The sequence below is a fragment of the Streptomyces sp. NPDC032721 genome (assembly GCF_055579625.1).
Map to the genome: position 1 here is coordinate 1,335,422 of NZ_JBVIMX010000001.1, position 25,421 is coordinate 1,360,842.

Annotated in this window: 21 protein-coding genes and 1 riboswitch; of the genes, 1 reads left to right on the forward strand and 20 read right to left on the reverse strand. The window is 71.6% G+C overall.

Going from position 1 to position 25,421, the window contains the following annotated elements; all coding sequences use genetic code 11:
* Positions 1-7 precede the first annotated feature (7 nt).
* The 16 genes from ACZ5PB_RS05745 to ACZ5PB_RS05820 all read right to left on the reverse strand — a co-directional run bounded on the left by ACZ5PB_RS05745 (position 8) and on the right by ACZ5PB_RS05820 (position 19,688).
* Positions 8-1,285 carry an activator-dependent family glycosyltransferase gene (locus ACZ5PB_RS05745; RefSeq protein WP_468688296.1) on the reverse strand — a complete coding sequence of 426 codons (1,278 nt, stop codon included), beginning with the start codon at positions 1,283-1,285 and terminating at the stop codon, positions 8-10.
* Positions 1,285-2,583, reverse strand: coding sequence for an activator-dependent family glycosyltransferase (locus ACZ5PB_RS05750; protein ID WP_468688048.1), 1,299 nt, complete (start codon positions 2,581-2,583; stop codon positions 1,285-1,287). The genes ACZ5PB_RS05745 and ACZ5PB_RS05750 overlap by 1 nt, the downstream gene beginning before the upstream one ends.
* A gap of 53 nt (positions 2,584-2,636) precedes the next feature.
* Entirely contained in the window at positions 2,637-3,953 is a 1,317-nt protein-coding gene (locus ACZ5PB_RS05755) for an activator-dependent family glycosyltransferase (protein WP_468688050.1), read from the reverse strand.
* 6 nt (positions 3,954-3,959) lie between these two features.
* Positions 3,960-5,267: an activator-dependent family glycosyltransferase gene (locus ACZ5PB_RS05760; RefSeq protein ID WP_468688052.1), complete on the reverse strand. Its 1,308-nt coding sequence runs from the start codon at positions 5,265-5,267 to the stop codon at positions 3,960-3,962.
* A 50-nt stretch (positions 5,268-5,317) separates the two neighbouring features.
* Positions 5,318-6,598, reverse strand: a complete 1,281-nt coding sequence (locus ACZ5PB_RS05765; RefSeq protein ID WP_468688054.1) for an activator-dependent family glycosyltransferase — start codon at positions 6,596-6,598, stop codon at positions 5,318-5,320.
* A gap of 6 nt (positions 6,599-6,604) precedes the next feature.
* Positions 6,605-7,987, reverse strand: a complete 1,383-nt coding sequence (locus tag ACZ5PB_RS05770) for an activator-dependent family glycosyltransferase (protein ID WP_468688056.1) — start codon at positions 7,985-7,987, stop codon at positions 6,605-6,607.
* A gap of 61 nt (positions 7,988-8,048) precedes the next feature.
* Positions 8,049-9,050 carry an NAD-dependent epimerase/dehydratase family protein gene (locus ACZ5PB_RS05775; protein WP_468688058.1) on the reverse strand — a complete coding sequence of 334 codons (1,002 nt, stop codon included), beginning with the start codon at positions 9,048-9,050 and terminating at the stop codon, positions 8,049-8,051.
* Between the two features lie 86 nt (positions 9,051-9,136).
* Positions 9,137-9,706, reverse strand: a complete 570-nt coding sequence (locus tag ACZ5PB_RS05780) for a GNAT family N-acetyltransferase (protein ID WP_468688059.1) — start codon at positions 9,704-9,706, stop codon at positions 9,137-9,139.
* A 100-nt stretch (positions 9,707-9,806) separates the two neighbouring features.
* Positions 9,807-10,814: an aldo/keto reductase gene (locus tag ACZ5PB_RS05785; protein WP_468688061.1), complete on the reverse strand. Its 1,008-nt coding sequence runs from the start codon at positions 10,812-10,814 to the stop codon at positions 9,807-9,809.
* A gap of 116 nt (positions 10,815-10,930) precedes the next feature.
* Entirely contained in the window at positions 10,931-12,640 is a 1,710-nt protein-coding gene (locus tag ACZ5PB_RS05790) for a PH domain-containing protein (protein WP_468688062.1), read from the reverse strand.
* The gene (locus ACZ5PB_RS05795) at positions 12,637-13,092 is read right to left on the reverse strand and encodes a PH domain-containing protein (protein WP_468688063.1); all 456 of its coding nucleotides are present in this window, start codon (positions 13,090-13,092) and stop codon (positions 12,637-12,639) included. The genes ACZ5PB_RS05790 and ACZ5PB_RS05795 overlap by 4 nt, the downstream gene beginning before the upstream one ends.
* A 183-nt stretch (positions 13,093-13,275) precedes the next feature.
* Complete coding sequence (locus ACZ5PB_RS05800) at positions 13,276-13,794, reverse strand: LmbU family transcriptional regulator (protein WP_468688065.1); 519 nt, start codon at positions 13,792-13,794, stop codon at positions 13,276-13,278.
* Positions 13,795-14,154: 360 nt separating this feature from the next.
* The gene (locus ACZ5PB_RS05805; RefSeq protein WP_468688067.1) at positions 14,155-14,805 is read right to left on the reverse strand and encodes a thymidine kinase; all 651 of its coding nucleotides are present in this window, start codon (positions 14,803-14,805) and stop codon (positions 14,155-14,157) included.
* A 64-nt stretch (positions 14,806-14,869) separates the two neighbouring features.
* A complete protein-coding gene (locus tag ACZ5PB_RS05810; protein ID WP_468688069.1) occupies positions 14,870-16,060 on the reverse strand; it encodes an alkaline phosphatase family protein in 1,191 nt (396 codons plus the stop codon).
* On the reverse strand, positions 16,060-16,656 hold the full coding sequence (locus ACZ5PB_RS05815; protein WP_468688070.1) for a DUF5998 family protein: 597 nt from the start codon (positions 16,654-16,656) through the stop codon (positions 16,060-16,062). The genes ACZ5PB_RS05810 and ACZ5PB_RS05815 overlap by 1 nt, the downstream gene beginning before the upstream one ends.
* Positions 16,657-16,721: 65 nt before the next feature.
* Positions 16,722-19,688 carry a bifunctional acetate--CoA ligase family protein/GNAT family N-acetyltransferase gene (locus tag ACZ5PB_RS05820; protein WP_468688298.1) on the reverse strand — a complete coding sequence of 989 codons (2,967 nt, stop codon included), beginning with the start codon at positions 19,686-19,688 and terminating at the stop codon, positions 16,722-16,724.
* A 203-nt stretch (positions 19,689-19,891) separates the two neighbouring features.
* Between ACZ5PB_RS05820 and ACZ5PB_RS05825 the strand changes: the two genes are divergently transcribed.
* Positions 19,892-20,173 carry an HPr family phosphocarrier protein gene (locus tag ACZ5PB_RS05825; RefSeq protein WP_266660333.1) on the forward strand — a complete coding sequence of 94 codons (282 nt, stop codon included), beginning with the start codon at positions 19,892-19,894 and terminating at the stop codon, positions 20,171-20,173.
* Positions 20,174-20,332: 159 nt separating this feature from the next.
* On the opposite strand, the gene ACZ5PB_RS05830 is transcribed toward ACZ5PB_RS05825, so the two are convergent.
* The 4 genes from ACZ5PB_RS05830 to ACZ5PB_RS05845 form a co-directional block, all read right to left on the reverse strand.
* Positions 20,333-20,992, reverse strand: a complete 660-nt coding sequence (locus ACZ5PB_RS05830) for a GntR family transcriptional regulator (RefSeq protein WP_468688072.1) — start codon at positions 20,990-20,992, stop codon at positions 20,333-20,335.
* Between the two features lie 212 nt (positions 20,993-21,204).
* Positions 21,205-21,999: a M23 family metallopeptidase gene (locus ACZ5PB_RS05835; RefSeq protein ID WP_468688073.1), complete on the reverse strand. Its 795-nt coding sequence runs from the start codon at positions 21,997-21,999 to the stop codon at positions 21,205-21,207.
* Positions 22,000-22,013: 14 nt separating this feature from the next.
* A riboswitch (cyclic di-AMP (ydaO/yuaA leader) is annotated at positions 22,014-22,182 on the reverse strand.
* Between the two features lie 237 nt (positions 22,183-22,419).
* Entirely contained in the window at positions 22,420-23,787 is a 1,368-nt protein-coding gene (locus ACZ5PB_RS05840; protein WP_468688301.1) for a M16 family metallopeptidase, read from the reverse strand.
* A 26-nt stretch (positions 23,788-23,813) separates the two neighbouring features.
* Positions 23,814-25,154: a M16 family metallopeptidase gene (locus ACZ5PB_RS05845; protein ID WP_468688303.1), complete on the reverse strand. Its 1,341-nt coding sequence runs from the start codon at positions 25,152-25,154 to the stop codon at positions 23,814-23,816.
* Positions 25,155-25,421 lie beyond the last annotated feature (267 nt).

Consider the following 25,421-nt stretch of genomic DNA (forward strand, 5'->3'; position numbering starts at 1 on the left):
GACGGCGTCAGGCGGGGTGGGTGCGATGGTGGGCGGTGAGCTCCTCCAGCCGGGGCACCAGCTCGTTGGGCGTGGGCAACGCGTGGAGCTCGTCCCGCAGTTCAGCAGCGCGGGCGGTGAACGAAGGCTCGGTCAGCAGCCGTTGCAGACTTGCGCGCAGCAACGGCCCGGTGACCTCGCTGGTGTGGATGTCCAGCCCCGCCCCGAAGGCCGTCAGCTTCTCCGCCAGCAGGGGCTGGTCGAAGTGGTAGTGCAACGACAGATGCGGGATCGGATAGCGGGCGAACGTCGCCAGGGTGGCCGCTCCCGCGTGGTGGATCACCGCGGAACACGTCTCCGCCAGTACGTGCATCGGCACGAACGGCACCAGACGCGCATTCTCCGGAATCCGCTTCAGCCGGGCCTTCTCCGAGTCGGCGACCGTCGCCACCACCTCGATGTCCAGATCCGCCAGCGAATCCAGCACCTCCTGCGTGTCCACCGTGTACCCACTGAACACATCCGTGGCGCTCAGCCCCATGGTCAACGCCACGCGAGGCCGCTTCGGCGCCTCCCACAACCACCCCGGCACCACCGCGGGCCCGCCGTAACCGACGTACTGCATCCGCTCGTACGCCAGCCCCGGCGCCTCCACCTGAAGACTCCGCGGGAACTGGTCGATCGTGAAGTGCCCGACCGCCATGTCCTCCGTGAACCCGCCCCCGAACTTCCGCGCGTAACCCCCGAGCCAGTCCGCCAGCGGATCCACCCGCTCCTCCTCGGGCTGCTGCTCCTTCAGCCGCAGGAACTCCCCCCTGGCCACCCCGAAGACGTCCGCCCCGAAGAGCAGCCGCGCGTGGGCGGCCCCGCACGCCTTGGCGGCGATGGCCCCCGCCTGGGTGAAGGGGTCCCAGAGCACCAGGTCGGGACGCCATTCGCGGGCGAAGGCCACCAGCTGGCCGATGAGGGGGAAGTTCTCCTCGCGCCAGGAGTCGACCGCCAGCTCGAAGCCCTCAAGGAGGTGGTCCCAGGTGGCCAGGGACGGATCGGCGGCCACGTCCCAGGGGCGGGGCAGGCCCTTGCGGGACTCGGCGATCACCTGCGGGTCGAGCAGGTCCAGCGGCCGGTTGAGGTCGCGGTGCCGCCCGACGGGTACGGCGGTCAGCCCCGCCTGGGTGACCGTCTCGGCGAACGACGGCTGGCAGGCCACCCGTACCTCATGTCCCGCCGTACGCAACGCCCACATCATCGGCACCAGGTACTGGAAGACGCTCTTGTGCGGATTCACCGCCAGCAGAACACGCATCACGCACCCGCTCCGACGCCCACGCCCGGGGTCCTGAACTTCTCCGTCAGCTCCTCAAGACGCGCCACCAGCCCGTTCGGGGTGGGGAGTCGCTCGATCTCCTCGCGCAGCCCGGCCGCGCCGCGCGCGTACCCCGGGTCGGCCAGGATCTTGCGGACCTGCTCGCGGATGACCGCGCCGGTCGCCTCGCCGTTCGGTATCCAGACGGCGGCGCCCGCGTCCGCCAGCTTCTTCGCGAAGAGCGGTTCGTCGAAGCTGTACGGGATCGCCACCTGCGGCACCCCGTACCGGGCGACCGTGGCCAGCGTGCCGGGGCCCGCGTGGTGGATCACCACGTCGCAGGTGGGGGCCAGGACGTGCAGCGGCACGAAGGGCAGCAGTCGCGCGTTGTCGGGGATGCGGCGCAGCTTGGCCTTCTCGGAGTCGGCGATGGTGGCGACGACCTCGATGTTCAGCTCCGCCAACTCGTCCAGGAGGTCCTGGGTGTTGACGGTGTAGCCGTCGAAGATGTCGGTCGCGGTGAGGCCGAGGGTGAGGGCGACACGGGGCCGTTCCGGCTTCTTCCAGAGCCAGGCGGGGACGACCGAGGGGCCGTTGTACGGGATGTACTGCATGCGTTCGTAGTCGAGGCCGGGCGCCTCCTCCTGGAGGGCGCGGGGGAACTGGTCGACGGTGAAGTGCCCGGTGACCATGTCCTCGCTGAACTCGCCCCCGTACCTGCGCGCGTAGCCGCCCAGCCAGTCGGCGAGCGGGTCGGCGCGCTCGCCCTCCGGGCGCTGCTCCTTGAGCCGCAGGAAGTGTTCCCTGGCCACCCCGAAGACGTCGATGCCCCACAGGATGCGGGCGTGAGCGGCGCCCACGGCCTTGGCCGCGATGGCGCCCGCGCAGGACAGCGGTTCCCAGATCACCAGGTCGGGCCGCCACTGCCTGGCGAACTCCACCAGGCCGCCGATGAGGGGGAAGTTCTCCGGCTTCTCGACGTTCTCGACGGTCTCCTCGTACCCCTTGAGCATGTGCTCCCAGGTGGCCCGCTCGGGGGCGTGGGCGACGTCCCAGGGGGCGGGCAGGTCGGCGCGGGCGGCCTCGTACAGGTTGGAACCGGCCGCCTCAAGCACCCGGCCGAGGTCGAAGTCGCGGCCGGCCGGTACGGCGGTGAGCCCGGACCGGGTGATCTCGTCCGCGAACGAGGGCCGGCTGGCGAACCGGACCTCGTGGCCCGCGGTGCGCAGCGCCCAGGCCAGCGGGACCATGGACTGGAAGATGCTCGTCCCCGGGTTGACGGTGAACAGGATGCGCACGGCGCTTGCCTTCCTTGCCTGGGTGGTGTGTGGGCGGTTCAGAGGGAATCGGTTCAGGCCCGGAGGGCTCGGGCGGAGACGGCCACGCGGCCCCGCGCCGCCTGCTCCTCCAGCCGGGCGACCAGCCCGCTGGGACCCGGCAGTGCGGCGATCTCGTCGCGCAGCGCGGCGGCCCGCTCGCGGAGGGCGGGCTCGTTCAGCAGGCGCAGGACCGCTTCCCGTACCGAGGCACCGGTCGCCCGGTCGGCCTGGATGACCAGCGAGCCGCCCTGCCGCCCGGCCCCGCGCGCCAGCATCGGGCCGTCGAAGTCCCACGGCAGCAGGAGCTGCGGCACGGGGTGCTGGGCCAGGGTGAGGAAGGTGCCGTAGCCCGCGTGGTGGATGACCGCGTCGCAGGTCGGGGCGAGCGCCTGGAGCGGTACGTAGGACACCAGCCGGGCGTTCTCCGGGACGCGTCGCAGCTTGGCCTGTTCGGACTCGGGGAGGGTGGCGACCAGTTCGATGTCGAGGTCGGCGAGGGCGTCCAGGACGTCCTGGACGCTGACCGCGTATCCGGCGTCGTGGTCGGTGGCGCTCACGCCGAGGGTCAGGGCGACCCGGGGGCGGGTGGGCGCGTCCCACAGCCAGCGCGGCACGACGGCGGGCCCGCCGTACGGCTCGAAGCGCATCCGCAGCCGGGGGGCCGTGTCGCTGCCGACGCCCCGGGTGTCCGGTGCGGACATCGACTCGGGGAGCTGGTCGACGGTGAACTGCCCGGTGACCATGTCCTCGGTGAACTCGCCGCCGTACTTGCGCGCGTACCCGCCCAGCCACTCGGCCAGCGGGTCGGACCGCTCCCCCTCCGGCTGCCGTTCCTTGAGCCGCAGGAAGATCTCGCGGGTCTCGCCGAAGGCGTCGTAACTCCACAGCAGCCGGCCGTGCGCGGCCCCGCAGGCCTTGGCGGCGACGGGGCCGCCGAAGGCGAGCGGCTCCCACAGCACGAGGTCGGGACGCCACGCCCGGGCGAACTCCACCAGCTCCGTGATCATCGGGAAGCAGGCGGGCCGGTGCCACGTCTGCACCAAGTGGTCGTAGCCGTCCCGCAGTTCGGCCCAGTTCGCGCGCGAGGGGTCCTGTACGACGTTGTAGGGCGCGGGCATCCCGTACTCAGGCCGGTACTCGACCTCGGGCATCCCCCGGCGCATCTGGTCCCACAGGTCGCTGTCGCGGCCGACGGGGACGGCGGTCAGCCCCGCCTGGGTGATGGTGTCCGCGAACCAGGGGGTGCTGGCGAACCGCACCTCGTGCCCGGCGGTACGCAGCGCCCAGGCCAGCGGCACCATGGCGAGCATGTGTGCCTTCTCGGGATTGGCGACGAAGAGGACTCGCACGGTCCGTTACCCCTCTGTGCGGGCAGCGGCCACCGGGGCCGTGCCGTGCTGCCGGGATGCCACGAACCGTTCGAGTTCGGGCACCAGTTGGTTGGGCGTGGGCGATTCGAGCATGGTGTCGCGCAGGGCTCGGGCGCCCTTGCGGAAGCCGGGCTCGTGGAGCAGTCGCAGTACGGCGTCCCTGACCTCGGCGCCGGTGGTCTCCTTTGGGTTGAGCACCAGCCCGGCCCCGGCCCGCTCGACGGCGGCCGCGAGGGCAGGGCCGTCGTTGTCCCAGGGCAGGATCAGGTGCGGCAGCCCGTGCAGCGCGGTGGTGGCGAGGGTGCCGTACCCGCCGTGGTGGATCACGGCGTCGCAGGTGGCGGCGAGCGGGTCCAGCGGGGCGTAGGAGACGACACGGGCGTTGGCGGGCACGTCGGTGAGCTTGGCCTGCTCGGACTCGGCGATGGTGGCGACGACCTCGATGTCCAGGTCCGCGAGTCCGGTGAGGATGTCCTGGACCCCGGCGGCGTACTCCCCGCCGTGCCCGATGGTGCTCAGTCCGAGGGTGAGGGCGACGCGCGGCTTCGCGGGCGCGGTGCGCAGCCAGCCGGGGACGGTGGCCGGGCCGCCGTAGGGGACGTACCGCAGGGGGCGGTAGTCGCGGTCGGCGCGCTGCTGGAGGACCTCGGGGACGAGGTCGATGGTGAACTCGCCGGTGATCATCGATTCGTCGAACTCGGCGCCGTACTGCGCGGCGTGTCCGGCCAGCCAGTCGCGCATCGGGTCGATGCGCTCGGCCGGCGGCTGCTGGTCGCGCAGCCGCAGGAAGTGGTCGCGGGTCACTCCGTACATGTCGGTGCCGAAGATCAGCCGGGCGTGGGCGGCTCCGCTGGCCTTGGCGGCGATCGGGCCCGCGTAGGTGAGCGGGTCCCAGATGACCAGGTCGGGCCGCCATTCCTGGGCGAAGGCGGCCAGGTCGGCGATCATCGGCAGGTTGCTGGCCATGTGCCAGCGCCGGGTCTGCCGGGTGAAGCCCTCGCTCAGGTACTCCCAGGTGATGTCCTGCGGGTCCCGGGTCGTGACGTCGTACGGGAGGGGCATCCCGCCGTGCTCGACGGGGCCGAGCCAGTTCGGGTCGCGGGACAGGATCTGCCAGAGGTCGCGGTTGTTGCCGACGGGTACGGCGGTCAGGCCGGCCTGGGTGATGGTGTCGGCGAACTTGGGCTGGCTGGCGAACCGGACCTCGTGCCCTGCGGTGCGCAGCGCCCAGGCCAGCGGGACCATCAGCAGGAAGTGGGTGCGCTCCGGGTAGGTGGTGAACAGGACTCGCATCGTGTGCTCCCTCGCGTGCTTACGGGTGCGTGCTTGCGCGTGCTTACGGGTCAGGCGGCGGGGGTGCGGTGGCGGGCGGTGAGCTCCTCCAGCCGGGGCACCAGCTCGTTGGGCGTGGGCAACGCGTGGAGCTCGTCCCGCAGTTCGGCGGCGCGGGAGGTGAATGAAGGCTCGGTCAGCAGCCGTTGCAGGCTTGAGCGCAGCAACGGCCCGGTGACCTCACTGGTGTGGATGTCCAGGCCCGCCCCGAAGTCGGTCAACTTCCTTGCCAGGACCGGCTGGTCGAAGTGGTAGTGCAACGACAGGTGCGGGATCGGATAGCGGGCGAAGGTCGCCAGGGTTGCCGCTCCCGCGTGGTGGATCACCGCGGAACACGTCTCCGCCAGTACGTGCATCGGCACGAAGGGCACCAGACGCGCATTCTCCGGAATCCGCTTCAGCCGGGCCTTCTCCGAGTCGGCGACCGTCGCCACGACCTCGATGTCCAGATCCGCCAGGGAATCCAGCACCTCCTGCGTGTCCACCGTGTACCCACTGAACACATCGGTGGCGCTGAGCCCCATGGTCAACGCCACCCGAGGACGCTTCGGCGCCTCCCACAGCCACCCGGGAACCTCGGCTGGTCCGCCGTAACCGACGTACTGCATCCGCTCGTACTCCAGCCCCGGCGCCTCCACTTGAAGGCTCTGCGGGAACTGGTCGATCGTGAAGTGCCCGACCGCCATGTCCTCCGTGAACTCGCCCCCGTACTTGCGGGCATAGCTCCCGAGCCAGTCCGCCAGCGGATCCACCCGCGTCTCCTGCGGCTGCTGCTCCTTCAGCCGCAGGTACAACTGCCGTACGCCACCGAACACATCGATGCCGAACAACAGCCGCGCGTGAGCCGCCCCGCACGCCTTGGCCGCGATCGGGCCCGCGTACGTCAGCGGGTCCCACAGCACCAGGTCCGGCCGCCACTCGCGGGCGAAGGCCACCAGGTCGCCGATGATCGGGAAGTTGGCCAGGTGGTGCCGCTCGCGGACGGTCCGCGCCATGCCCGCCGACAGGTAGTCCCAGTTCGCCTTCGCCGGGTCGTCGAAGGCGTCGTACGGGGCCTGGATGCCCGCGCGCGACCTGGCGGCGGACTCGTCGGCGACGGAGCGGCCCGCCAGCAGCCGTACGTGGTCCCGGCCGACGGGTACGGCGGTCAGCCCGGCCCGGGTGACCGTCTCCGCGAACGAGGGCTGGCTGGCCACCCGTACCTCATGACCCGCCGTACGCAACGCCCACATCATCGGCACCAGGTACTGGAAGACGCTCTTGTGCGGATTCACCGCCAGCAGAACACGCATCGCAGCTCACACGCCGTTCGGTACGAGGGACCCGTCGGCCATGAGCACCCCGTCCGGCACCTGGGCCCCGAGCGTCACCGGCGACGGGAAGGGCGGGAAGTCGGAGCCCGCCGGCGACCGGTAGTCCTCGGCCAGTTCCTCCAGCCGCTGCACCAGCTCGCTCGGGCTGGTCAACGCCATGAACTGGGCCTGGAGTTCACGCGCCGCCGCCCTGTACTCCGGCTCGTGCAGCACCTTCAGCACGGCTTCGCGCACCGCTTCCCCGGTGGCCAGGTCGGCGCGGAGCGACACTCCGGCACCCTGTGCGGCGGCCCGCCTGGCGAGTTCCGGCTCGTCGAAGTCCCAGGGGATGTTGACCTGGGGGACGCCGCAGAGCGCGGTGGTGAGGAAGGTGCCGGGGCCCGCGTGGTTGATGACGGCGTCGCAGGTCTGGAGGAGGGCGTGCAGCGGGACGTAACTGACCAGCCGGACGTTGTCGGGGACGTGGGTCAGCTTGGCCTGCTCGGACTCCGCGAGGGTGGCGACGACCTCGATGTCGAGTCCGGCCAGCGAGTCGAGGATGTCGGGCACGTTGGCCACGTATCCGGCGAACCGGTTGGTCGCGGCGATGCCGAGGGTGAGCGCGACACGGGGACGCGCGGGGTCGCGCGGCTCGCGCAGCCAGTCGGGTACGGAGACGGGTCCGCCGTAGGGCACGTACCGCATCGGTATGTAGCGGTTGCCCGGGGCGGTCATGCGGAGCGACTCGGGGAACTGGTCGATGCTGAAGTGGCCGGTGGCCATGTCCTCGCTGTAGTCGGACCCGTACTTGCGGGCGTAGCTGCCCAGCCACTCGGCGAGCGGGTCCGCCTGCTCCTCGGGCGGCTGCTGGGCCTTGAGTTCGAGGAACCGGGCCCGGGCGAGGCCGAGTACGTCGATGCTCCAGAGCAGCCGGGCGTGCGCGGCGCCGCAGGCCTTGGCGGCGATGGCGCCCGCGTAGGAGAGCGGCTCCCAGAGGATGAGGTCCGGCTGCCAGGCGCGGGAGAAGGCCACCAGGTCGGCGGTGACGGGGAAGTTGTCGTTCTTGTGCCAGCGGCCGACGACGCGTGCGTACCCCTCGCGCAGGGTGGTCCAGTCGAGGTCCTCGGGGCGGGCCTCCGCCGCGTTGTAGGGGACGCCGAGGCCGTTGCGCTCCGCCTCCGTGTGCTCGGGCGTCAGCTGCGGCAGCCGCCAGACGGAGCGCTCGTTGCCGACCGGGACGGCGGTGAGGCCGGCCTGGGTGACGACGGGCGCGAACGACGGCTGGCAGGCGACGCGGACCTCGTGGCCCGCGGTGCGCAGCGCCCAGGCCAGCGGAACCATCTGCTGGAAGAGGCTCTTGTCCGGTGTGGTCGTGAACAGAACTCGCATGTTTTCCCCCGCCGTTTCCCTGTGCGCTGTGCCCAATGCCCTGTGCCCAATGCCCTGTGGCCTACGGCCTGTGTCCGGACGCCACCGCGGCGGCCAGCCCGTCCAGTCCCTCGCCGAGCGGCACCCGGGGCAGCCAGCCGGTCGCCTCGGTGAACCCGTGGGAGGTGAGGACGAAGTCGATCTCGTCGGTGGGCATCGCGAGCCCGGCGGGCGAGGTGTCCTCGACCGCGACCGGCGGCTTGCCGGTGTGCCGCGCCACGGTCTCCGCGATGCGCGCGAACAGTTCGGCGACGCTGGTGCGTTCGCCGGTGCCGATGTCCCAGTGCATGCCGCTGACGGCGACGGGCGCGTCCAGTGCGGCGAGGAAGGCCGCCGCCGTGTCGTCCACGCCGATGAAGTCGCGTACGGCCCGGCCGCCGTGCCACAGCGTGAGCGGCTCCCCCGCGAAGGCGCGGCGCACCATGGTCGCCACCACGCCCCGGTCCAGGTCGGGGCTGTCGATGCCCTGGCTGTAGAGGGTGGACAGGCGCAGGGTGCTGCCGCGCACCAGGCCCTCGGCGGTGGCCGCCTCGATGGCCTGCTCCGCGGCCAGTTTGTGCCGGTCGTACGCGGTCGGCGGCTGGTCGGGCAGCGGCCCGCCCTCGTCCGCGGCGGGCAGCCTGGCCGCCTGCGAGACGGACCCGGCGAACAGCAGGACCGGGTCGGGGGCGGTGTGGCCGTCCCTGACGGCTTGGAGCACGTCGTGCACCAGGCCGAGGTTGACCCGCTCGGCGAGGGTGTCCCCGGCGGCGACGCGCCAGGTGCCGGGGCCTCCGGTGTGTGCCACCAGGTGGACGACGGCGTCCGCTCCGGCAACGGCCTTGGCGATGGCGCCGGGCTCCGTCAGGTCGAGGTTCAGCTCCTCGATGTCGGCGACGGTCCGCTCGGGAACCGTCACCGGCCTGCGGCCCACGAGGCGCAGACGTCCCGGTCTGCTCGCGAGCTGCCTGCCGACGGCCGTGCCCAGCAGGCCCGACGCACCGAGCACGGTGATCAGTTGTTCGTCCGTTCCAGTACCTGGCACTGGTCCTCCTTCGCTGCGGTGATGAGGGTTACGTGGGTGCGGTGGGTCCGGTGGGTGACGCGGGCGCGGTGGCCGCCCGGTGCGGTTCACTCCGCTTTACGGAGCATCCGGTGGGGGTCGTGGCGCCAGCTGACGCCGGAGCCGAGCACATTGCCGAGGCGGCCGTCGACCAGGACGTTCCACTCACGGCGGGTGACCTCGAAGTTGTGCAGGTTCCAGTGCCGGCCCTGGAAGTAGAGGTGGTCCTCCAGGACGCCCTTGGCCTCGCTGTCGTCGCTGACGCCGATGGAGCCGAAGGTGGCCTCCGTGGTCTGCCCGAGCAGTTTGGTGATGGGGAACATCGCGAAGGCGTAGTTGGTGGTCAGGTACATCCCCTCGGCGCCGACCCCCAGCTTGGCCTTCTCCGGGTCGAGGTAGAGCCCGGAGCGCAGGTGCCCCGCCGGGTCCATGCCGTGCAGGGTGCTGAACCCGATGACCTCACCGCTGGAGCGCAGGGCGACGAGGAAGGCGGCGCTGGAGGAGAGCGTGGTGCGGGCGCGCGCCGGGGTGACGCTCTCGATCCCGGTGCGCATCAGGGTGCGGACGAACTCCGACCGGTCGGCGGCGGACGCGGGGCGGAACTCCAGCCTGCGCGACCGGGTATGCGGAAAGAGCACGGTGATGCGTCCAATCAGTCCTGAGGGGGTGGTGGTTGCCGGAGCGGTGGTGGTTGCCGGGGGCGGTGGTTGCCGGGGGCGGTGACGGCGGCCGTCGTGATCAGTTCCTGGCCGCGGGCCTGGCCGGCCTGACCAGGTCCGCCCCACCGGGCCGTACCGCGTCCCAGCGCATCTCGCCGGTGGCCGTGGGCAGCCCGTCGAGCTGGGCCATGTCCTCGTCCGTCAGCCGGAGCCGGGTGGCCGCCGCGTTCTCCTCCAGCCAGTGCATCCGCCGGGTGCCGGGGATCGGGACCACGTCGGGCCCCTGGGCGAGCACCCAGGCGATGGCCACCTGCGAGAGGGTGGCCCCGTGCCGGAGGCTGACCTCGCGCAGTCCGGCGATGATGGCCTCGTTGGCGCGCATCGCGTCCTGCCCGAACCGGGGGTCGCGGTTGCGCGAGTCCCCCGTGAAGAGGCTCTCGCGGGACACCTTGCCCGACAGGAAGCCACGTCCGATGGGGGCGAAGGCGAGGAATCCCACGCCGTGTTCGCGGCACCAGGGCAGTACCTCCGTCCCGTTCTGCGGGGACCACACGGAGAGTTCGTACTGCACGGTGGTGAGCCGGAAGATGCTGTGCACCTCCGCCAGTTCGGCGGTGGTGGCGTGCGATATCCCCAGTGCGCGGACCTTGCCCTCGGTGACCAGCTCGCCCAGCGCGCCCCAGGTCTCCGCGAGGGGGACCTCCGGGTCGACGCGGTGCAGCTGGTAGAGGTCGATGGCCTCCTTGCGCAGTCGGCGCAGTGACGCCTCGCAGGCCGCCCTGAGGTGCTCCGGGCGTCCGTTGCGGGCCAGTTTGCCGTCCGGCCCGGCGATCAGACCGCACTTGGTGGCGAACCGTACCCGGTCGCCGTACGGCTCCAGGGTCCTGCCGAGCAGTTCCTCATTGGCGAAGGGCCCGTACACGTCGGCGGTGTCGAAGAGGGTGATGCCCAGGTCGACCGCCCGGTGGAGGACCCGGGCGGATTCCTCGTCGTCCCGGTCCCCCGGACCGTATCCATGGGACATCGAACTGCAACCGAGACCGAGTGCGCTGACGGCAAATCCGTCGGCCAGCTTTGTTTCCCACATATACCGCAACTCCCAGAAATTCGCTCCGACGATTCAAGGCTGGCCGACAGGGAAAGCCAGTTGCCTTTCGCCGGGGCGCACGTAAAAAATTTCTGCCTTCAGAGATGCCACGATGATTACTCATGCGGACTCGCCGCAGGGAGCTGTCGGGCGCCGAATTTCCGCCCGCCGGCCGAATTCGTGTCGTACTTCCCGTCGTACTTCCCGTCGCACTCCCCGTCGCACTCCCCGTCGTGCTTCCCATCGCGCTTCCCGGCCGGTTCGACGAGAAACTCCTCGATGAGCCCCGGGGCCGCTTCCGTACCGAATACCAGGAACTGGTCGACGCTCATGTCCGGTGCCTCGTAGAAGCGTTCGCCGGCCGCGGTGGAGACGCCTCCGTTCACCAGGCCCAGGCGCCGCTGGAACACCGACTGCCGGGCCTTGAGACCGATGACCGACTCGGTGCGCAGGGCGGCCGTCTGACGGCGCGAGACCCCGGCGCGCAGCACCAGGAAGCCGCCCTCCCAGGTGTGCCCCAGGGAGTCGTACGCGAGGAACGCCAGCCACACCGCCACCGGCACCAGTCCGGCCCCGACGGCCCACGACCAGGGCGCCGTCACGCCCGTGGCGCCGAGCCACCACAGCAGCCCGGCCACCCCGGCGGGCACCCACAGCGCCCACAGCAGCCGGCGCCCCAGCGCCCACCGGGGGTGTCTGCGCAGCGGCACCTCCAACGGCCGCACCGGGCCCGGCAGTACGAGGGCCGCCACCCGGAGCGCCTCGGCGCGGGGGGCGCGCGGCAGGATGCTGGTGGCCGGGTCGCCGCTGAAGTCGATGAGGGCGAGCCCGGTCGACAGGACGGTGGTCTCCGTCGTACCGAGCCAGCGCGAGCCGAGCGGTTCGCTGATCTGGATGCCCCGGGTGCGCCGGTCGTCCCGGTGCACCTCGCGGGTGGAGAGCAGTCCGCGCCGGGTGAGGAGCGCGGTGCCGTCCTCCTTGCGCACCCGCAGCAGGACGAACCCCCAGTTCTCCAGCAGGAATCCGATGCCCAGCGCGCAGTACCCGAGGAGGGCGACCGCGATGCCCCAGTACACCCAGCTGAGCGGGTAGCCGCCGGGGGCGAGCCACCTGACCAGGTCGTCGATGGTGCCGGCCACGTCCGCGCCGACGATCAGGAGCATCGAGTGCATGCTCCACAGCAGCAGTCCGCCGACCAGTACGCAGGTGACGTTGACGACGTGGTTGACCAGCCACCTCGGCCGCAGCCTGGCGATCGGCGTCTCCCGAGCCCTGGCCGCCTCGGCCGCGTCCTCGCCGTCCGCCACCTCCTGGTGGTCGTCCATCAGTTCGCGCTGGAGGGCGAGGGCCATCTGCTTGGTGACGGCGTCCAGTTTGACCTCGGGCTTGCTGCGTCCCGCGCTGACGGAGACGATGCGCAGCCCGGCGAGCCGGTGGCGCAGCTTGGTCTTCACGTCGACGGCCCGGATGCGGTCGCGGGGGATCTGCCGGTAGGTGCGCACCAGGCGTCCGGTCCGTATCTCGACCAGGTCGTCGGTGATCCGGTACCTGGTGCGCAGCCAGCGCAGGACGTCGCCGACGCTGATGAACACGCCGATCCCGGTGGCGATCAGGGCGGGCCAGTTGTCGAGCAGGGCGCCGCCGGTCCCGAAGACGAAGAACGACAGCAGGGTGGGTACGAGGGAGAGCACGAAGCGCGCCCCGTTGACCCAGATCAGCCGGGGATGCAGCCGCTCCCACGGCACCTCACCGCCCCCCGCCCGCACCTGCTCCCTCTCATCCTCTTCCTCTTCCTCCACCACACTCATCACGTCGCGCAGGCTCACGTCGCGTCCCCGGGGGTCGCCTGGGTCAGTTCGGTGAGCGCAGCCGCCTCCCTGGCGACGACCTCCGCGTCCAGGCCGCCGATCTTGATGCGGCCCTCCCGGGAGGCGGTGATCACGCGCAGGGTGCCCAGCCCGAGCATCAGCTGCAGCGGGCCGCGCACCACGTCGACGCTCTGGATGCGGGAGACCGGGATGATCCGCCACTCGCGGATCAGCCACCCCTTGAGCTCGTACACCGCGTTGTCGGTGCACTCCCAGCGGTGGATGCGGTAGCGGCTGACCGGCATGACCAGCAGCGTCACCAGGAACCCGGCGGCCAGCGCCACCCACACGGGGCCGACCCAGGTCCTGGACTGCTCCCACAGCCAGTACGTGACCCCCAGCGCGCCGAGCGCGAGCAGTGCGCCGAGGAGGGTGCGCAGTGTCCACCAGAGGACCGCCCTGCGTTCCACCCGGTGGCTGGGTCCTCTCAGGTACGCCCCCGAGGTACGGGAGGCCAGTACCGGTGGTGGCTTCGTTCCCGTAGCGCCTTGGGTACCCGTGGTGCCCTGGTCCCGCATCTCATCCTCCGCACACAGCACGTCACTTCCGGAGCTTCCGGAGTGCCCAGTTCAGCCGCACTCCCGCCGTCCGGGCTACGAAACGTCGTCGAGAATCTTGGTGATCCACGCGAGCAGATCGACGTCCTGCTGCTCGGCCGCCTCCTGCCAGCGCTGGCGCTGGTCGTCGTTGGGCCGCATCTTCAGCCGGGGGGCGGCCTGCACTCCGGCGGCGACCTCCTTGCGGGCCTTGACCTGGCGCCGCAACTCGTTGCGCGACCAGCCGAGTTCATGGGCCCGCTTGAGCCACCCCGCACGCTCGTCGGCGGCGAGCCCGGCGACCTCCGCGTGGTGCTGGAAGCTCAGCCCGTGCACCCGCTGCTGCGAGTCGAAGCGCCGGGCGACCCAGGCGTAGTTGCGCAGCGTCTGGTAGTCGAGCGAGGTCTGTGCGACGGCGTGCTTGTAACGGCTCGGGTATTCCGCCTGGCCGTAGAGCAGCCAGTCCCCCAGCCACCACGCGGAAGAGCTGGAAATCGAGTGGATGTGCTGACCCAGGTTGCGCCATGCGCCGATCGGGATGCCCGGGGGGATGGAAAGCGAGGTCCGTCTCTTCATCGCCTGCCCGTAGGTGGCCGGCGCCTCTCGCTTTTCCGTCGCTTTACCCGTGGGGGGAACGACCAGATTCTGCTGCATGGTCCCAGTCATTGCGACCGCCTTTCGTACTTCGCCCGTTGGTACGGACATTGGCACGGCGATCTTGATGGCACCTGAACGCCATCCAAATGCGCTGGTGAGGGCCTTCCGACGAACGCCCCCACCCCGAACGAACTGCCCCTGTCCCGCTGGCGGGACAGCCCGGAGCCCCTGCCCCTGAACACCACACCGAAGAACCCCAAAAGGGGCAATTCCCCCTACCTCTATCCCACCCAGGGCGACGCCCCGGACAGCGACCCGCGACAGCCCCCGCGAGGCGCCTCAGCCGGAGGCGACGGGAAGCACGTCCGGCGAGAGCGCCGCCGACCGCGAGGAGGCACTCGTCATCCGCCTGCGGTGGTGCCGCCGGCAGAGCACCTCGTAGCCGACCTCGACCGCCGGACGGTCGACGTCCCCGATCACCACCTGCTCGCCCTCGACGACCATCTCGCCACCGACCGTACGGGCGTTGTGAGTCGCCCTGGCCCCGCACCAGCACATCGCCTCCACCTGGAGCGTCTCCAGCCGGTCGGCGAGCTCGATGAGCCGCTGCGAGCCGGGGAAGAGCCGGGTGCGGAAGTCGGTGGTGATGCCGAAGGCGAAGACGTCCAGGTCGAGGTCGTCGACGACCCGGGCGAGCTGGTCGATCTGCTCCGGGGCCAGGAACTGGGCCTCGTCCACGACCACGTAGTCGACCCGCTCGCCCCCCGACAGCTGCTCCACCACGTACCCGTAGAGCTCCATGCCGACAGCGGCCTCCACCGCCTCGGTCACCAGCCCCAGTCGCGAGGACAGCTTCCCCTCGCCCGCCCGGTCGTCCCGCGTGAAGATCAGCCCCTGGAGGCCTCGCGCGGAACGGTTGTGCACGATCTGGAGCGCCAGGGTCGACTTCCCGCAGTCCATGGTCCCGGAGAAGAAGACGAGCTCGGACATGGCGGGTCGGGCCTTTCGGGATGTACGGAGGGAGGGGGAGGCGAGCGGGGAAAGTCGGGGAGGGTCAGGAGCGGACTTCGAGGAGCGGGACGTGCTGTTCCACCGGGGTCATCGAGCCGTGCATGCCGACCATCGAGGACTCGCCGGGCTCGTTGCGCGATGCGGTGATCACCACGTCCGCGTGGGCGGCGGCGACAACGTCGCCGATGCGGCCGCGCACCCGGTCGTCGATGTGCGGGCCGAACCAGCCGGCCTCGATCGCCTCGTCGCGGCTCGCGACCCAGAACTGTTCGCCGAGCACCTCGCGCCAGACCGCCAGGACGTCGGACGCCGCGCCCGGGACCGCGTACACGTGCCGGGCGCGTCCCTCGCCGCCGAGCAGGGCGACGCCCGCGCTCAGCTCCCAGTCCTCGTCGAAGTCGATGCGCGACTCCTCGTCGAAGGGGATGTCGATCATGCCGTGGTCGGCGGTGACGTAGAGGGCGCTGCGTGGCGGGAGCTGTTCGGCGAGCCGCTGGGCGAGCCGGTCGACGTACATCAGCTGGCCGCGCCAGGCGTCGGAGTCGACGCCGTAGCGGTGACCGTTGCCGTCGACCTCGCTGTAGTACGTGTAGACCAGCGAACGGTCGCCCGCGCCCAGGTGCTGGGCGGCGAGGTCCATCCGGTCCTCGCCGGTGAGGCGGCCCTGGAAGGTGCCGCCGCTCAGCGCGACCTTGGTGAGCGGGGTGTGCTGGAAGTCCGGCGAGGAGACCTGTGCGGTGTGCACGCCCGCCGCGTCCGCGAGCTGGAAGACGGTGGGGTACGGCTGCCAGACGTGCGGCTCCGACCAGGGGCGCCAACGCAGCTGGTTCATCAGGGCGTTGGTGTCGGGGTTGCGGACCGTGTAGCCGGCGAGGCCGTGGGTGCCGGGGGTGAGTCCGGTGCCGACCGAGGCGAGCGAGGTCGCTGTGGTGGAGGGGAATCCGGCGGTGAGCGGACGGCCGGTGCCTCCGCGCGAGGTGCCCAACAGGGAGTGCAGGTACGGGGCTTCGTCCGGGTGCGCCTTGATCTGCTCCCAGCCGAGGCCGTCGATCAGGAAGACGCAGTTCCGGTCGGCGGGGGTCAACTCGCCGATCGTGGCCCGCATTTCGGGTACTTCCATGCCTGCGGCCAGGGTCGGCAGCAGGTCCGCGAGGGACCCCGAGCCGTACTCCGGGAGCGGTGCGGTGTCGAGTGCGAGGGGGACGGGGTCCTGCCAGGCGGCGGGCAGCGCCATCAGCGGGCGGAGGTGCCGGTCGCGGCGGTCGCCTCGGACAGCGCCTGCGCGAAGACCAGGGTCTGCTTCACGGTGTCCGGGCCGTCACCGGCCTCGCTGACCCGCAGGCTCAGGTCGTCGGCGGTGGAGTTGCCGGTGTAGCCGTGGTCGGCGTCGCAGTTGGGGTCGCCGCAGGCGGCGGGCTCCAGGTCGAGGCGGGCGACGGCGCCCCAGCCGATGGTGAGGACGACCTCGCGCGGCAGCGTGCCCGGAACGTACTTCTCCGGGTTGGCGACGACCCGGCTGACCACGACCGACGAGATCCGGCCCAGCTTCACGGACTCGGTGGAGGTGGTGGCGTACGGGGTCGGGGAGCTGGTGTCCGCGTTCTGCTCGTCGGTGTGGCTGACGATGAAGCGGGTGCCGGTGAGGACCAGGACGGTGACGTGACGGCGGACCTCGTTCGAGTCGAACGTGGTCTCCTGATGCACGAGGAACGACGAGACGGGCTCCGAGCCGACAGCGGCCTCCACCGCTTCGGCCACAAGAGCCGGGTAGTAGCCGCTGCGCTCGATCGCTGCGCGCAGCCCCTGGGTCGTCGTACCGGTCTTCGCCATGCGTTCCATCCTACGGGGCCCGGGAGCCCGGATGTCCCTTGAGCTTCGGGGCGCTGTGTGAGGGCTCAGTAGCTCGGGAGGCGCCGGGGGCCGAGGTCGTCCCGTACGGCGGGCGGCGCGAGCCGGACGGTGGCGCCGAGCACGGACAGCCCGTCCGGGGCGACGACCACGGGTTCCAGGGCGACACCGACCACCTCGGAGTGGTCGTCGACCAGCCGCGAGACCCGCAACAGCAGCTCCTCCAGGGCCCTGGTGTCGACGGGCGCGGAGCCCCGCCAGCCGAACAGGAGCGGCGCCGTCCGGATCGACCGGATCAATTCGGCGGCATCCCGGTCGGTGGCCGGAACCAGCCGGTGCCCGAGGTCCCCGAGCAGCTCGGAGGCGGCCCCGGCGAGCCCGAACGACAGCACCGCACCGGCCGCCGCGTCGATGCTCGCCCGTACGACGGTGTCGACCCCGCGCGGCGCCATGGCCTGCACCACGAGGGAGAGCTCCTCGGGCTTGCCGAGCGCCTCGGTCAGCTCGTCGTACGCCCGCCGCAGATCGTCCTCGTCCGCGAGGTCCAGCCGTACGCCACCCAGGTCGGGGCGGTGCCTGAGGTGCGGCGCGGTGGTCTTGAGCGCGACCGGGTACCCGAGGCGCGCGGCGGCGGCCACCGCGGCGTCAGGACCGGGCGCGGGCAGCGCGTCGCGCACCGCGATCCCGTACCGCCCGAGCAGCTCCCGGGCCGCGTCGGCCTTGAGCGGCAGCCCCCGGGGATCCGCGTCGGCCCCGAGCAGCGCGTCGATCTGCGCGGCCGCCCCGCTCTCGTCGATGTCGTCGTACTCGGGCACCTTCCCGGACTCGGCAGCCCCCCGCCGCCACCGCGCATACCGCTCCGCCTCCGCCAACGCCCGCACGGCCCGCTCCGCCGCCGGATAAGCCGGAATCCGCCGCACAGAAGCGGCCCCGTCTGCGACACCGCTACCACTCCCGTCCCCCTCCCCACCCCCGCCCCTTGGGCAGCTGGGCCGCCCAGGGGGCGGAACGGGTGGGCAAGGGGCGGCCCCCTGCGGAGCAGACCCCTCCGCCCCCACCCCGCCCCGCTCCGGCTCCGCCTCCGACGACCGCCCCTTCCCCGGCCCCGTACTGGCCGCCACCGCCAACGCCCCCGCCAACTCCCCCATCTCCACATGCACCACCGCCACCGGCTTCCCCTCCGCCTCCGCCCCCGCCACCGCCTCCCGCAGCGCCGCCGCCAGCACCTCCCCGTCCCCCGACTCCATGGCCCCGTTCTCGCCCACCCAGGGAATCGCGGTGACCACCACCGCGTCGCACCCCGGATCCGCCAGCGCGGCACCCAGCGCGGCCCGGAAGTCCGCAGGGGTCGCCGCCGTCGTCAGATCGCGCGGCGGCAGCGGACGCAGCCCCTCCGCGAGACACGCGTCGTACGTGAGCAGCCCGAGCGACTCGGAGTTCCCGAGGATCGCGATGCGCGGCCCGCGCGGCAGCGGCTGGCCGCTGAACATCAGCCCGGCGTCGACCAGCTCGGTGACCGTGTCGACCCGGATGACCCCCGCCTGCCGGAACAGCGCCGACACCGTCGCGTCCGGGATCCGCGCCGTCGGCACCGCGTGCCCGGGCGGCGTGCTCCCGCTGTGCCGGGCGCCCTTGACGACCACGATCGGCTTGACGGCGGCGGTGCGCCGGGCGAGCCGGGTGAACTTGCGCGGATTGCCGATGGACTCCAGGTAGAGCAGGACCGCGTCCGTGTCCGGGTCCTCGTAGCAGTACTGGAGGAAGTCGTTCCCGGACACGTCGGCCCGGTTGCCCGCCGAGATGAAGGCCGAGACGCCCGCTCCGCGCCGGTTCAGCCCGGAGAGCAGGGCGATGCCGATCGCCCCGGACTGGGCGAAGAGCCCGATCCGGCCGCGCGTCGGAAGCTGGGGCGCGAGGGACGCGTTGAGGCGTACGAGGTCGGAGGTGTTGATGATGCCGAAGGCGTTGGGGCCGATGATCCGCATCCCGTACGAGCGGGCCCGGCGGACCAACTCCCGCTGCCGCTCCCGCCCTTCGCCGCCGCTCTCGGCGTACCCGGCGGCCAGCACCACCAGCCCCCGGACCCCGCTCTCACCGCAGTCGGTGACCGCGTCCGGCACCTGCCGCGCCGGTACGACGACGACCGCCAGGTCCACCGGCTCGCCGATCTCCGCCACCGAGCGGTACGCCGGGACGCCGTCCAGCTCGGTCACCTCCGGCGGCAGGGCCGCGTTCACGGCGTACGTACGCCCGGTGAACCCGGCGGCGACGAGGTTGCGCAGGACCGTGCGGCCCACTCCCCCGGGCGCCCGGCCGGCGCCGACGACGACCACCGACGCGGGCGTCAACAGCCGTTGCACGGAGCGTGCTTCGGCGCGGTGCTCGCGGGCGCGCTGTACGGCCAGGGAGCGGTCGGTGGGCTCCAGGTCGAATTCGAGGCGGACCACCCCGTCCTCGAAGGAGCGTTTCTGCTGGTAGCCGGCGTCCGTGAACACCTTGATCATCTTGGAGTTGGCGGGCAGCACCTCGGCGATGAACCGCCGGATGCCGCGCTCGCGGGCGACCGCTCCGATGTGTTCGAGGAGGGCGGAGGCCACGCCGCGCCCCTGGTGGGCGTCCTGGACGAGGAAGGCGACCTCGGCCCGGTCGGCGTCGGGGCCCGAGGCGGGCATGCCGTCCTCGTTGATCCGGTCGAAGCGGACGGTGGCGATGAACTCGCCGCCCACGGTGACCGCGAGGCCGACCCGGTCCACGAAGTCGTGGTGGGTGAAGCGGTGCACGTCCTTGGCGGAGAGCCGGGGGTAGGGCGCGAAGAAGCGGTAGTACTTCGATTCGTCGGAGACCTGCTCGTAGAAGCTGACCAGCCGGTCGGCGTCGTCGGTGGTGATGGGCCGGATGCGCGCCGTCCCGCCGTCGCGCAGCACCACGTCGGCTTCCCAGTGGTCGGGGTACACGTGGTCCTGGTCCCCGGGGTCGGAGTCCCGCTTCGCCTGATCCGCATCGTCCGCAGCCATGCCCATGCAGGCAGCCTACGACTCGCGGGCCCGGTGCGGGCGGGGCAGTCTGGTCCTGTTCACGGCAGCCGGGCAGGACTTTCGGCACGACGTCCGGCAGGGCTCCCGGCGGGACGTCCGGCGGGACTTTCGCCGGGCAGAGCAGCCCGCACCACATGAGAGACTGGTCTAGACAACCAAGCATGAACACGAAGGGCTACACCATGGTTGAGCGCCGCGTCACCGTCGGCTGGGCCGAGGGCCTGCACGCCCGCCCCGCCTCCATCTTCGTCCGCGCCGTCACGGCCACCGGCGTCCCCGTCACCATCACCAAGGCGGGCGGCAACCCGGTCAACGCCGCCTCGATGCTGGCGCTGCTGGGTCTGGGTGCGCAGGGCGGCGAGGAGATCGTGCTGGCGTCCGAGGCGGAGGGCGCGGACGCCGCCCTGGACCGTCTGGCGAAGCTGGTCGCCGAGGGCCTGGACGAGCTCCCCGAGACCGTCTGACCCTCACGACCCAAAAGGTCGCGCCCGTACGGGCGAATTCGCACGAAAGCCGCGGTCCCCTAATCCGGGGGCCGCGGCTTTCGTCATTTCCTCATGGCATCGGCACTCAGGTAATTCACGCAGGAAGTTTTCTGTACGGCCCGTTCTACGGCCCTTTTGTTAATTCCGGCCGCTCGTCAGGTTTACGGCGTGTTGCGGAATCCTCATGCGGTACGAGGCCACCGCCCGCTCCGCATGCTGCGCGGTCAGCGCCCTGGCCCGCTCGGCATCCCGGCGGGCCACCGCGTCCACGATCGCGCCGTGCTCGGCCCACCGCTCGGCGGGGCGGGCGGGCCGTTCGGCGACGTACATCCAGGCGGTCTTGTGCTTCAGCTGGGTGAGCAGCGTGATCAGTCCGGGGCTGGCGGAGGCCTGGGCGAGCGTCTCGTGGAACCACCCGCCCAGTGCGGTCAGATCCTCCCCGTCCGCCCGCCTGGACCGCTCCTGCCCCAGCCTGACCAGCCCGCGGAGCACCTTGAGGTGCGCCTCGCTGCGCCGCAGGGCTGCCCGCGCCGCGCCCAGGGGCTCCAGCAGGGTGCGTACCTCCAGGAGGTCGGCGGCCTCCTGCGCGGTCGGCTCGGCGACGCAGGCGCCCGCGTGCCTGCGGGTGGTAACGAAGCCCTCGGACTCCAGCGTGCGCAGCGCCTCGCGGACCGGGACGCGCGAGACGCCGTACCGGCGGGCCAGTACCTCCTCGGTCAGCCGGCTGCCGCGCGGCAGCACCCCGGACACGATGTCGTCGCGGATCGCCGTACACACCGAATGCGCGGGAATGCGCATGCCCGACCCTCCGTCCGTTCTGCTGCGGCTTTCCCGGAACTGTATTGCAGCGGACGGGAATTGCGGGCGGCGAGCGGAAATTCATGGCCGAATTTTGGCCCTTGAAGGCCACCTGGAAGTCCCCCGGAGGAGAAAACGGCGGGAATGCGCGGGAACGCGGGAACGCCGAAGGCCCCGGCTCACGGAGAGCCGGGGCCTTCGGGGAATCCTGGTCAGACGCTGACGCCGTGGCCGCGCAGGTACGCGACCGGGTCGATGTCCGAGCCGTACTCGGGGGAGGTACGGGCCTCGAAGTGCAGGTGCGGTCCCGTGGAGTTGCCCGTGGAGCCGGAGAGGCCTATCTGCTCGCCGGGGGTCACGGACTGGCCGACGGAGACGCCGATCGAGGACAGGTGGCCGTACTGGGTGTACGAGCCGTCGTTCATCTTGATCACGATGTTGTTGCCGTACGCGCCGCCCCAGCCGGCCTCGACGACCGTGCCCGAGCCGACGGCGACGACGGAGCTGCCGGAGGAGGCGTGGAAGTCGACGCCGGAGTGGCTGCCGGAGGACCACATGGCGCCACCGGACTTGTAGCTGGTGGAGACGTACGAACCGGCGACCGGCAGCTGGAAGGTGTTGAGGCGCTTGCGCTCGGCCTCGCGGGCGGCGCGCTCGCGCTCCTCCCGCTCCTTCTTGATCTTCGCCTCGGCCTTGCGCTTGGCCTCCGCCTTGCGGGCCTCCGCGGCCTTCCGCTCGGCCTCGGCCTTCTCGTAGGCCTGCTTCTGCGCGGCGGCCTGGGCCTCGATCTTGTCGCTGAGGTTCTCCGTCACGGAGTCCTCCAGGACGACGGCACGGAGGGCGCCGGTGTCTTCTGCGGCCAGGTCCTGCTCGGCGGCGATGGCCTGCGGGGCCAGCGTTCCGATGACACCGGTCGTGGTGAGGGCGGCGACTCCGGCGAACTTCGCGCTCCTGCGCGACAGTACGGAGGGACGACGGTGCTTCCCGGCGGCACGGGTGAACGCCATGAAGTGGCTGTTTCCTTTCCTTCCTTCTCGCCTACCGGGTTAGCTGACGGGTTCGGAGCAGGAAGGTCTCCTACGGGCCCCACCGGCCCGTGAAGGGCGATGGCGTCCGATTCACCCCAGGGACGTAAGTGGGTCCCCGGCTCCCCAGGCTCGCGCCTGACGGGGACTCGGCGATGACTGCCCGGTGCCGCGGTTGCGGCGCTCTCTGACGGACAGCCGGACCGACGCTAAGCGGCCCTTCTTTCAATCACCAAACAGAGACGGGATTTTGTAATGCAGCCCACACGGCAGACACGCAACCTCCGCATCAAAACGGACATAAGGGAGGACCCCGACGACTCACCCGTCATCGGGGTCCCACTTGCCCTGCTTTGCACCGCTGTTCGAGCAGCAGGCGCGACCGTCAGCCGGTGACGACCGTCAGCCGCTGACGACCGTGACCTCGCCGATGCCGAGCGCGCGGACCGGGTCCTCGATCTGCGCGGCGTCGCCGACCAGCACGGTGACCAGCTTGTCCACCGGGAAGGCGTTCACGACGGCCGCGGTGGCCTCCACGGTGCCGGTCTGCGCGAGCCTGGCGTACAGCTGGGCCTGGAAGTCGTCGGGCAGCTCCTGCTCGACCTGGTCGGCCAGCGTCGCCGCGACGGCCGCCGCCGTCTCGTACTTGAGCGGGGCGACGCCCACCAGGTTCTGCACGGCGACGTCGCGCTCGGCGTCGGTGAGACCCTCGGCGGCCAGCGTCCGCAGGACCTTCCAGAGGTCCTCCAGGGCGGGCCCGGTCGATTCGGTGTCCACGGAGCCGCTGATGGCCAGCAGGGCGGCGCCGCGGCCGTCGTCGGCGGAGCGCAGCACCTGGCCGAAGGCGCGTACCCCGTAGGTGTAGCCCTTCTCCTCGCGCAGGACGCGGTCCAGGCGGGAGGTGAGGGTGCCGCCCAGGCAGTACGTACCGAGGACCTGGGCGGGCCAGACGCGGTCGTGCCGGTCGGCGCCGATGCGGCCGATCAGCAGCTGCGTCTGCACCGCACCGGGGCGGTCCACGATGACGACCCGTCCGGTGTCGTCGGCCGTGACGGCCGTCATGGGGCGCGGCTCGGCGGTGTTGCCGGTCCACTCCCCCAGGGTGTCCGCCAGGACGGCGTCCAGGTCGGTGCCCTCCAGGTCACCGACGACGACGGCGGTGGCGGTGGCCGGGCGGACGTGCGTCTCGTAGAAGGCGCGCACGGCCGCGGAGTCGATGTTCTTCACCGTCTCCTCGGTGCCCTGGCGGGGGCGCGACATCCGCAGGGTGTCCGGGAAGAGCTCCTTGGAGAGCTGCTTGGCGGCCCGCCGGGACGGGTTGGCCGCCTCGTGCGGGATCTCGTCGAGCCGGTTGCGCACCAGGCGCTCGATCTCGCCGTCGCTGAACGCGGGGGCGCGCAGCGCGTCCGCGAGCAGTCCGAGCGCCTTCGGCAGCCTGCGCACCGGGACTTCGAGGGAGACCCGGACGCCGGGGTGGTCGGCGAACGCGTCGAAGGTGGCGCCGCAGCGCTCCAGCTCGGCGGCGAACTCCTCGGCGGTGTGCTTGTCGGTGCCCTCGGTGAAGGCGCGCGACATGATCGTGGCCACCCCGTCCAGGCCCTTGGGCTCGGCCTCCAGCGGGGCCTGGAGGAAGACCTCGACGGCGACCAGCTGCTGGCCGGGGCGGTGACAGCGCAGCAGGGTGATCCCGTTGGGCAGGGTGCCGCGCTCGGGGGCCGGGAAGGCCCACGGGGTCGCGGGGCCGGCCTGCGGCTGCGGGTGGAACTGCATTTCGCCGGTCACGGCTGCGGTCTCGGTCACTTCTCCGCCCCTTCCTGGTCTTCCTGTACGTCATCGGCGGCGGCGAGCGGTTCGTACACCAGCACCGCGCGGTTGTCGGGGCGCAGACGCGCCTGGGCGACGGCCCGGACCTCCTCCGCGGTGATGTCCAGCACCCGTCCGACGGCGGTCAGGGCGAGCTGCGGGTCGCCGAACAGGACGGCGTACCGGCAGAGTTCGTCGGCGCGGCCGGCCACCGTGCCCAGCCGGTCCAGCCATTCGCGCTCCAGCTGGGCCTGGGCCCGCTCCATCTCCTCGGCCGTCGGGCCCTCGGCGGCGAACCGCGCGAGCTCCTCGTCGACGGCCGCCTCGATCTGCGGAACCTCCACGCCGCCGGACGTCTTGACGTCCAGCCAGCCCAGCGAGGGCGCCCCGGACAGCCGCAGCAGGCCGAAGCCCGCGGCCACCGCCGTCTGGTCACGGCGGACCAGCCGGTTGTGCAGCCGGGAGGACTCGCCGCCGCCGAGGACGGTGAGCGCCAGGTCGGCGGCGTCCGCCTCGCGGGTGCCGTCGTGCGGCAGCCGGTAGGCGGCCATCAGCGCACGCGCCGGGACGTCCTCCTCGACGACCTCGCGCAGTTCGCCGCCGATGACGTCGGGCAGCGAGCCGTCGCGCGGCGGCTGCTTGCCGTCGTGCGAGGGGATGGAGCCGAAGTACTTCTCGACCCAGGCCAGCGTCGCCTCCGGGTCGATGTCGCCGACCACGGACAGCACCGCGTTGTTGGGCGCGTAGTACGTGCGGAAGAACGCGCGGGCGTCCTCCAGCGTGGCGGCGTCCAGGTCGGCCATGGAGCCGATGGGGGTGTGGTGGTAGGGGTGGCCCTCGGGGTACGAGAGGGCGGTGAGCTTCTCGAACGCGGTGCCGTAGGGCACGTTGTCGTACCGCTGGCGGCGCTCGTTCTTGACGACGTCGCGCTGGTTCTCCATGGACTCGTCGTCGAGCGCGGTGAGCAGCGAGCCCATCCGGTCGGCCTCCAGCCACAGGGCCAGTTCCAGCTGGTGCGCGGGCATCGTCTCGAAGTAGTTGGTGCGCTCGAAGCTGGTGGTGCCGTTGAGCGAACCGCCGGCGCCCTGCACCAGCTCGAAGTGCCCGTTGCCGTGCACCTGGGCGGAGCCCTGGAACATCAGGTGCTCGAAGAGGTGGGCCAGGCCCGTACGGCCCTTGACCTCGTGGCGCGAGCCGACGTCGTACCAGAGGCAGACCGCGGCGACCGGGGTCAGGTGGTCCTCGGAGAGGATCACCCGCAGACCGTTGGCAAGCCGGTGCTCGGTCGCTGTCAGGCCGCCGGAGCCGGCCTGCGTTGTGGCCGTGTGACCCATGGGCATGTACGTCCCTTCGATCGCGTATGAGACAAGTCCTGCAATTAAGTCCTGCCACTGTATGCAAGCGCACCGACAGTCCGCGAAGTTCCCGTTCCCCACACCCTTCTTGGGGAGCTCTCCCGAGGGGCCTCCGGGCCGGTACGGACGGGTCGCGGTCGGCGTTGTCAGTGGGGCGGTCCACAATGGTCCGCGTCAGGTCCACCGCTCGCGCACCAGCGGAGCGTTCCCGCCCAGTGACCACCTGCCCGTTGAACAGTGAGAAGG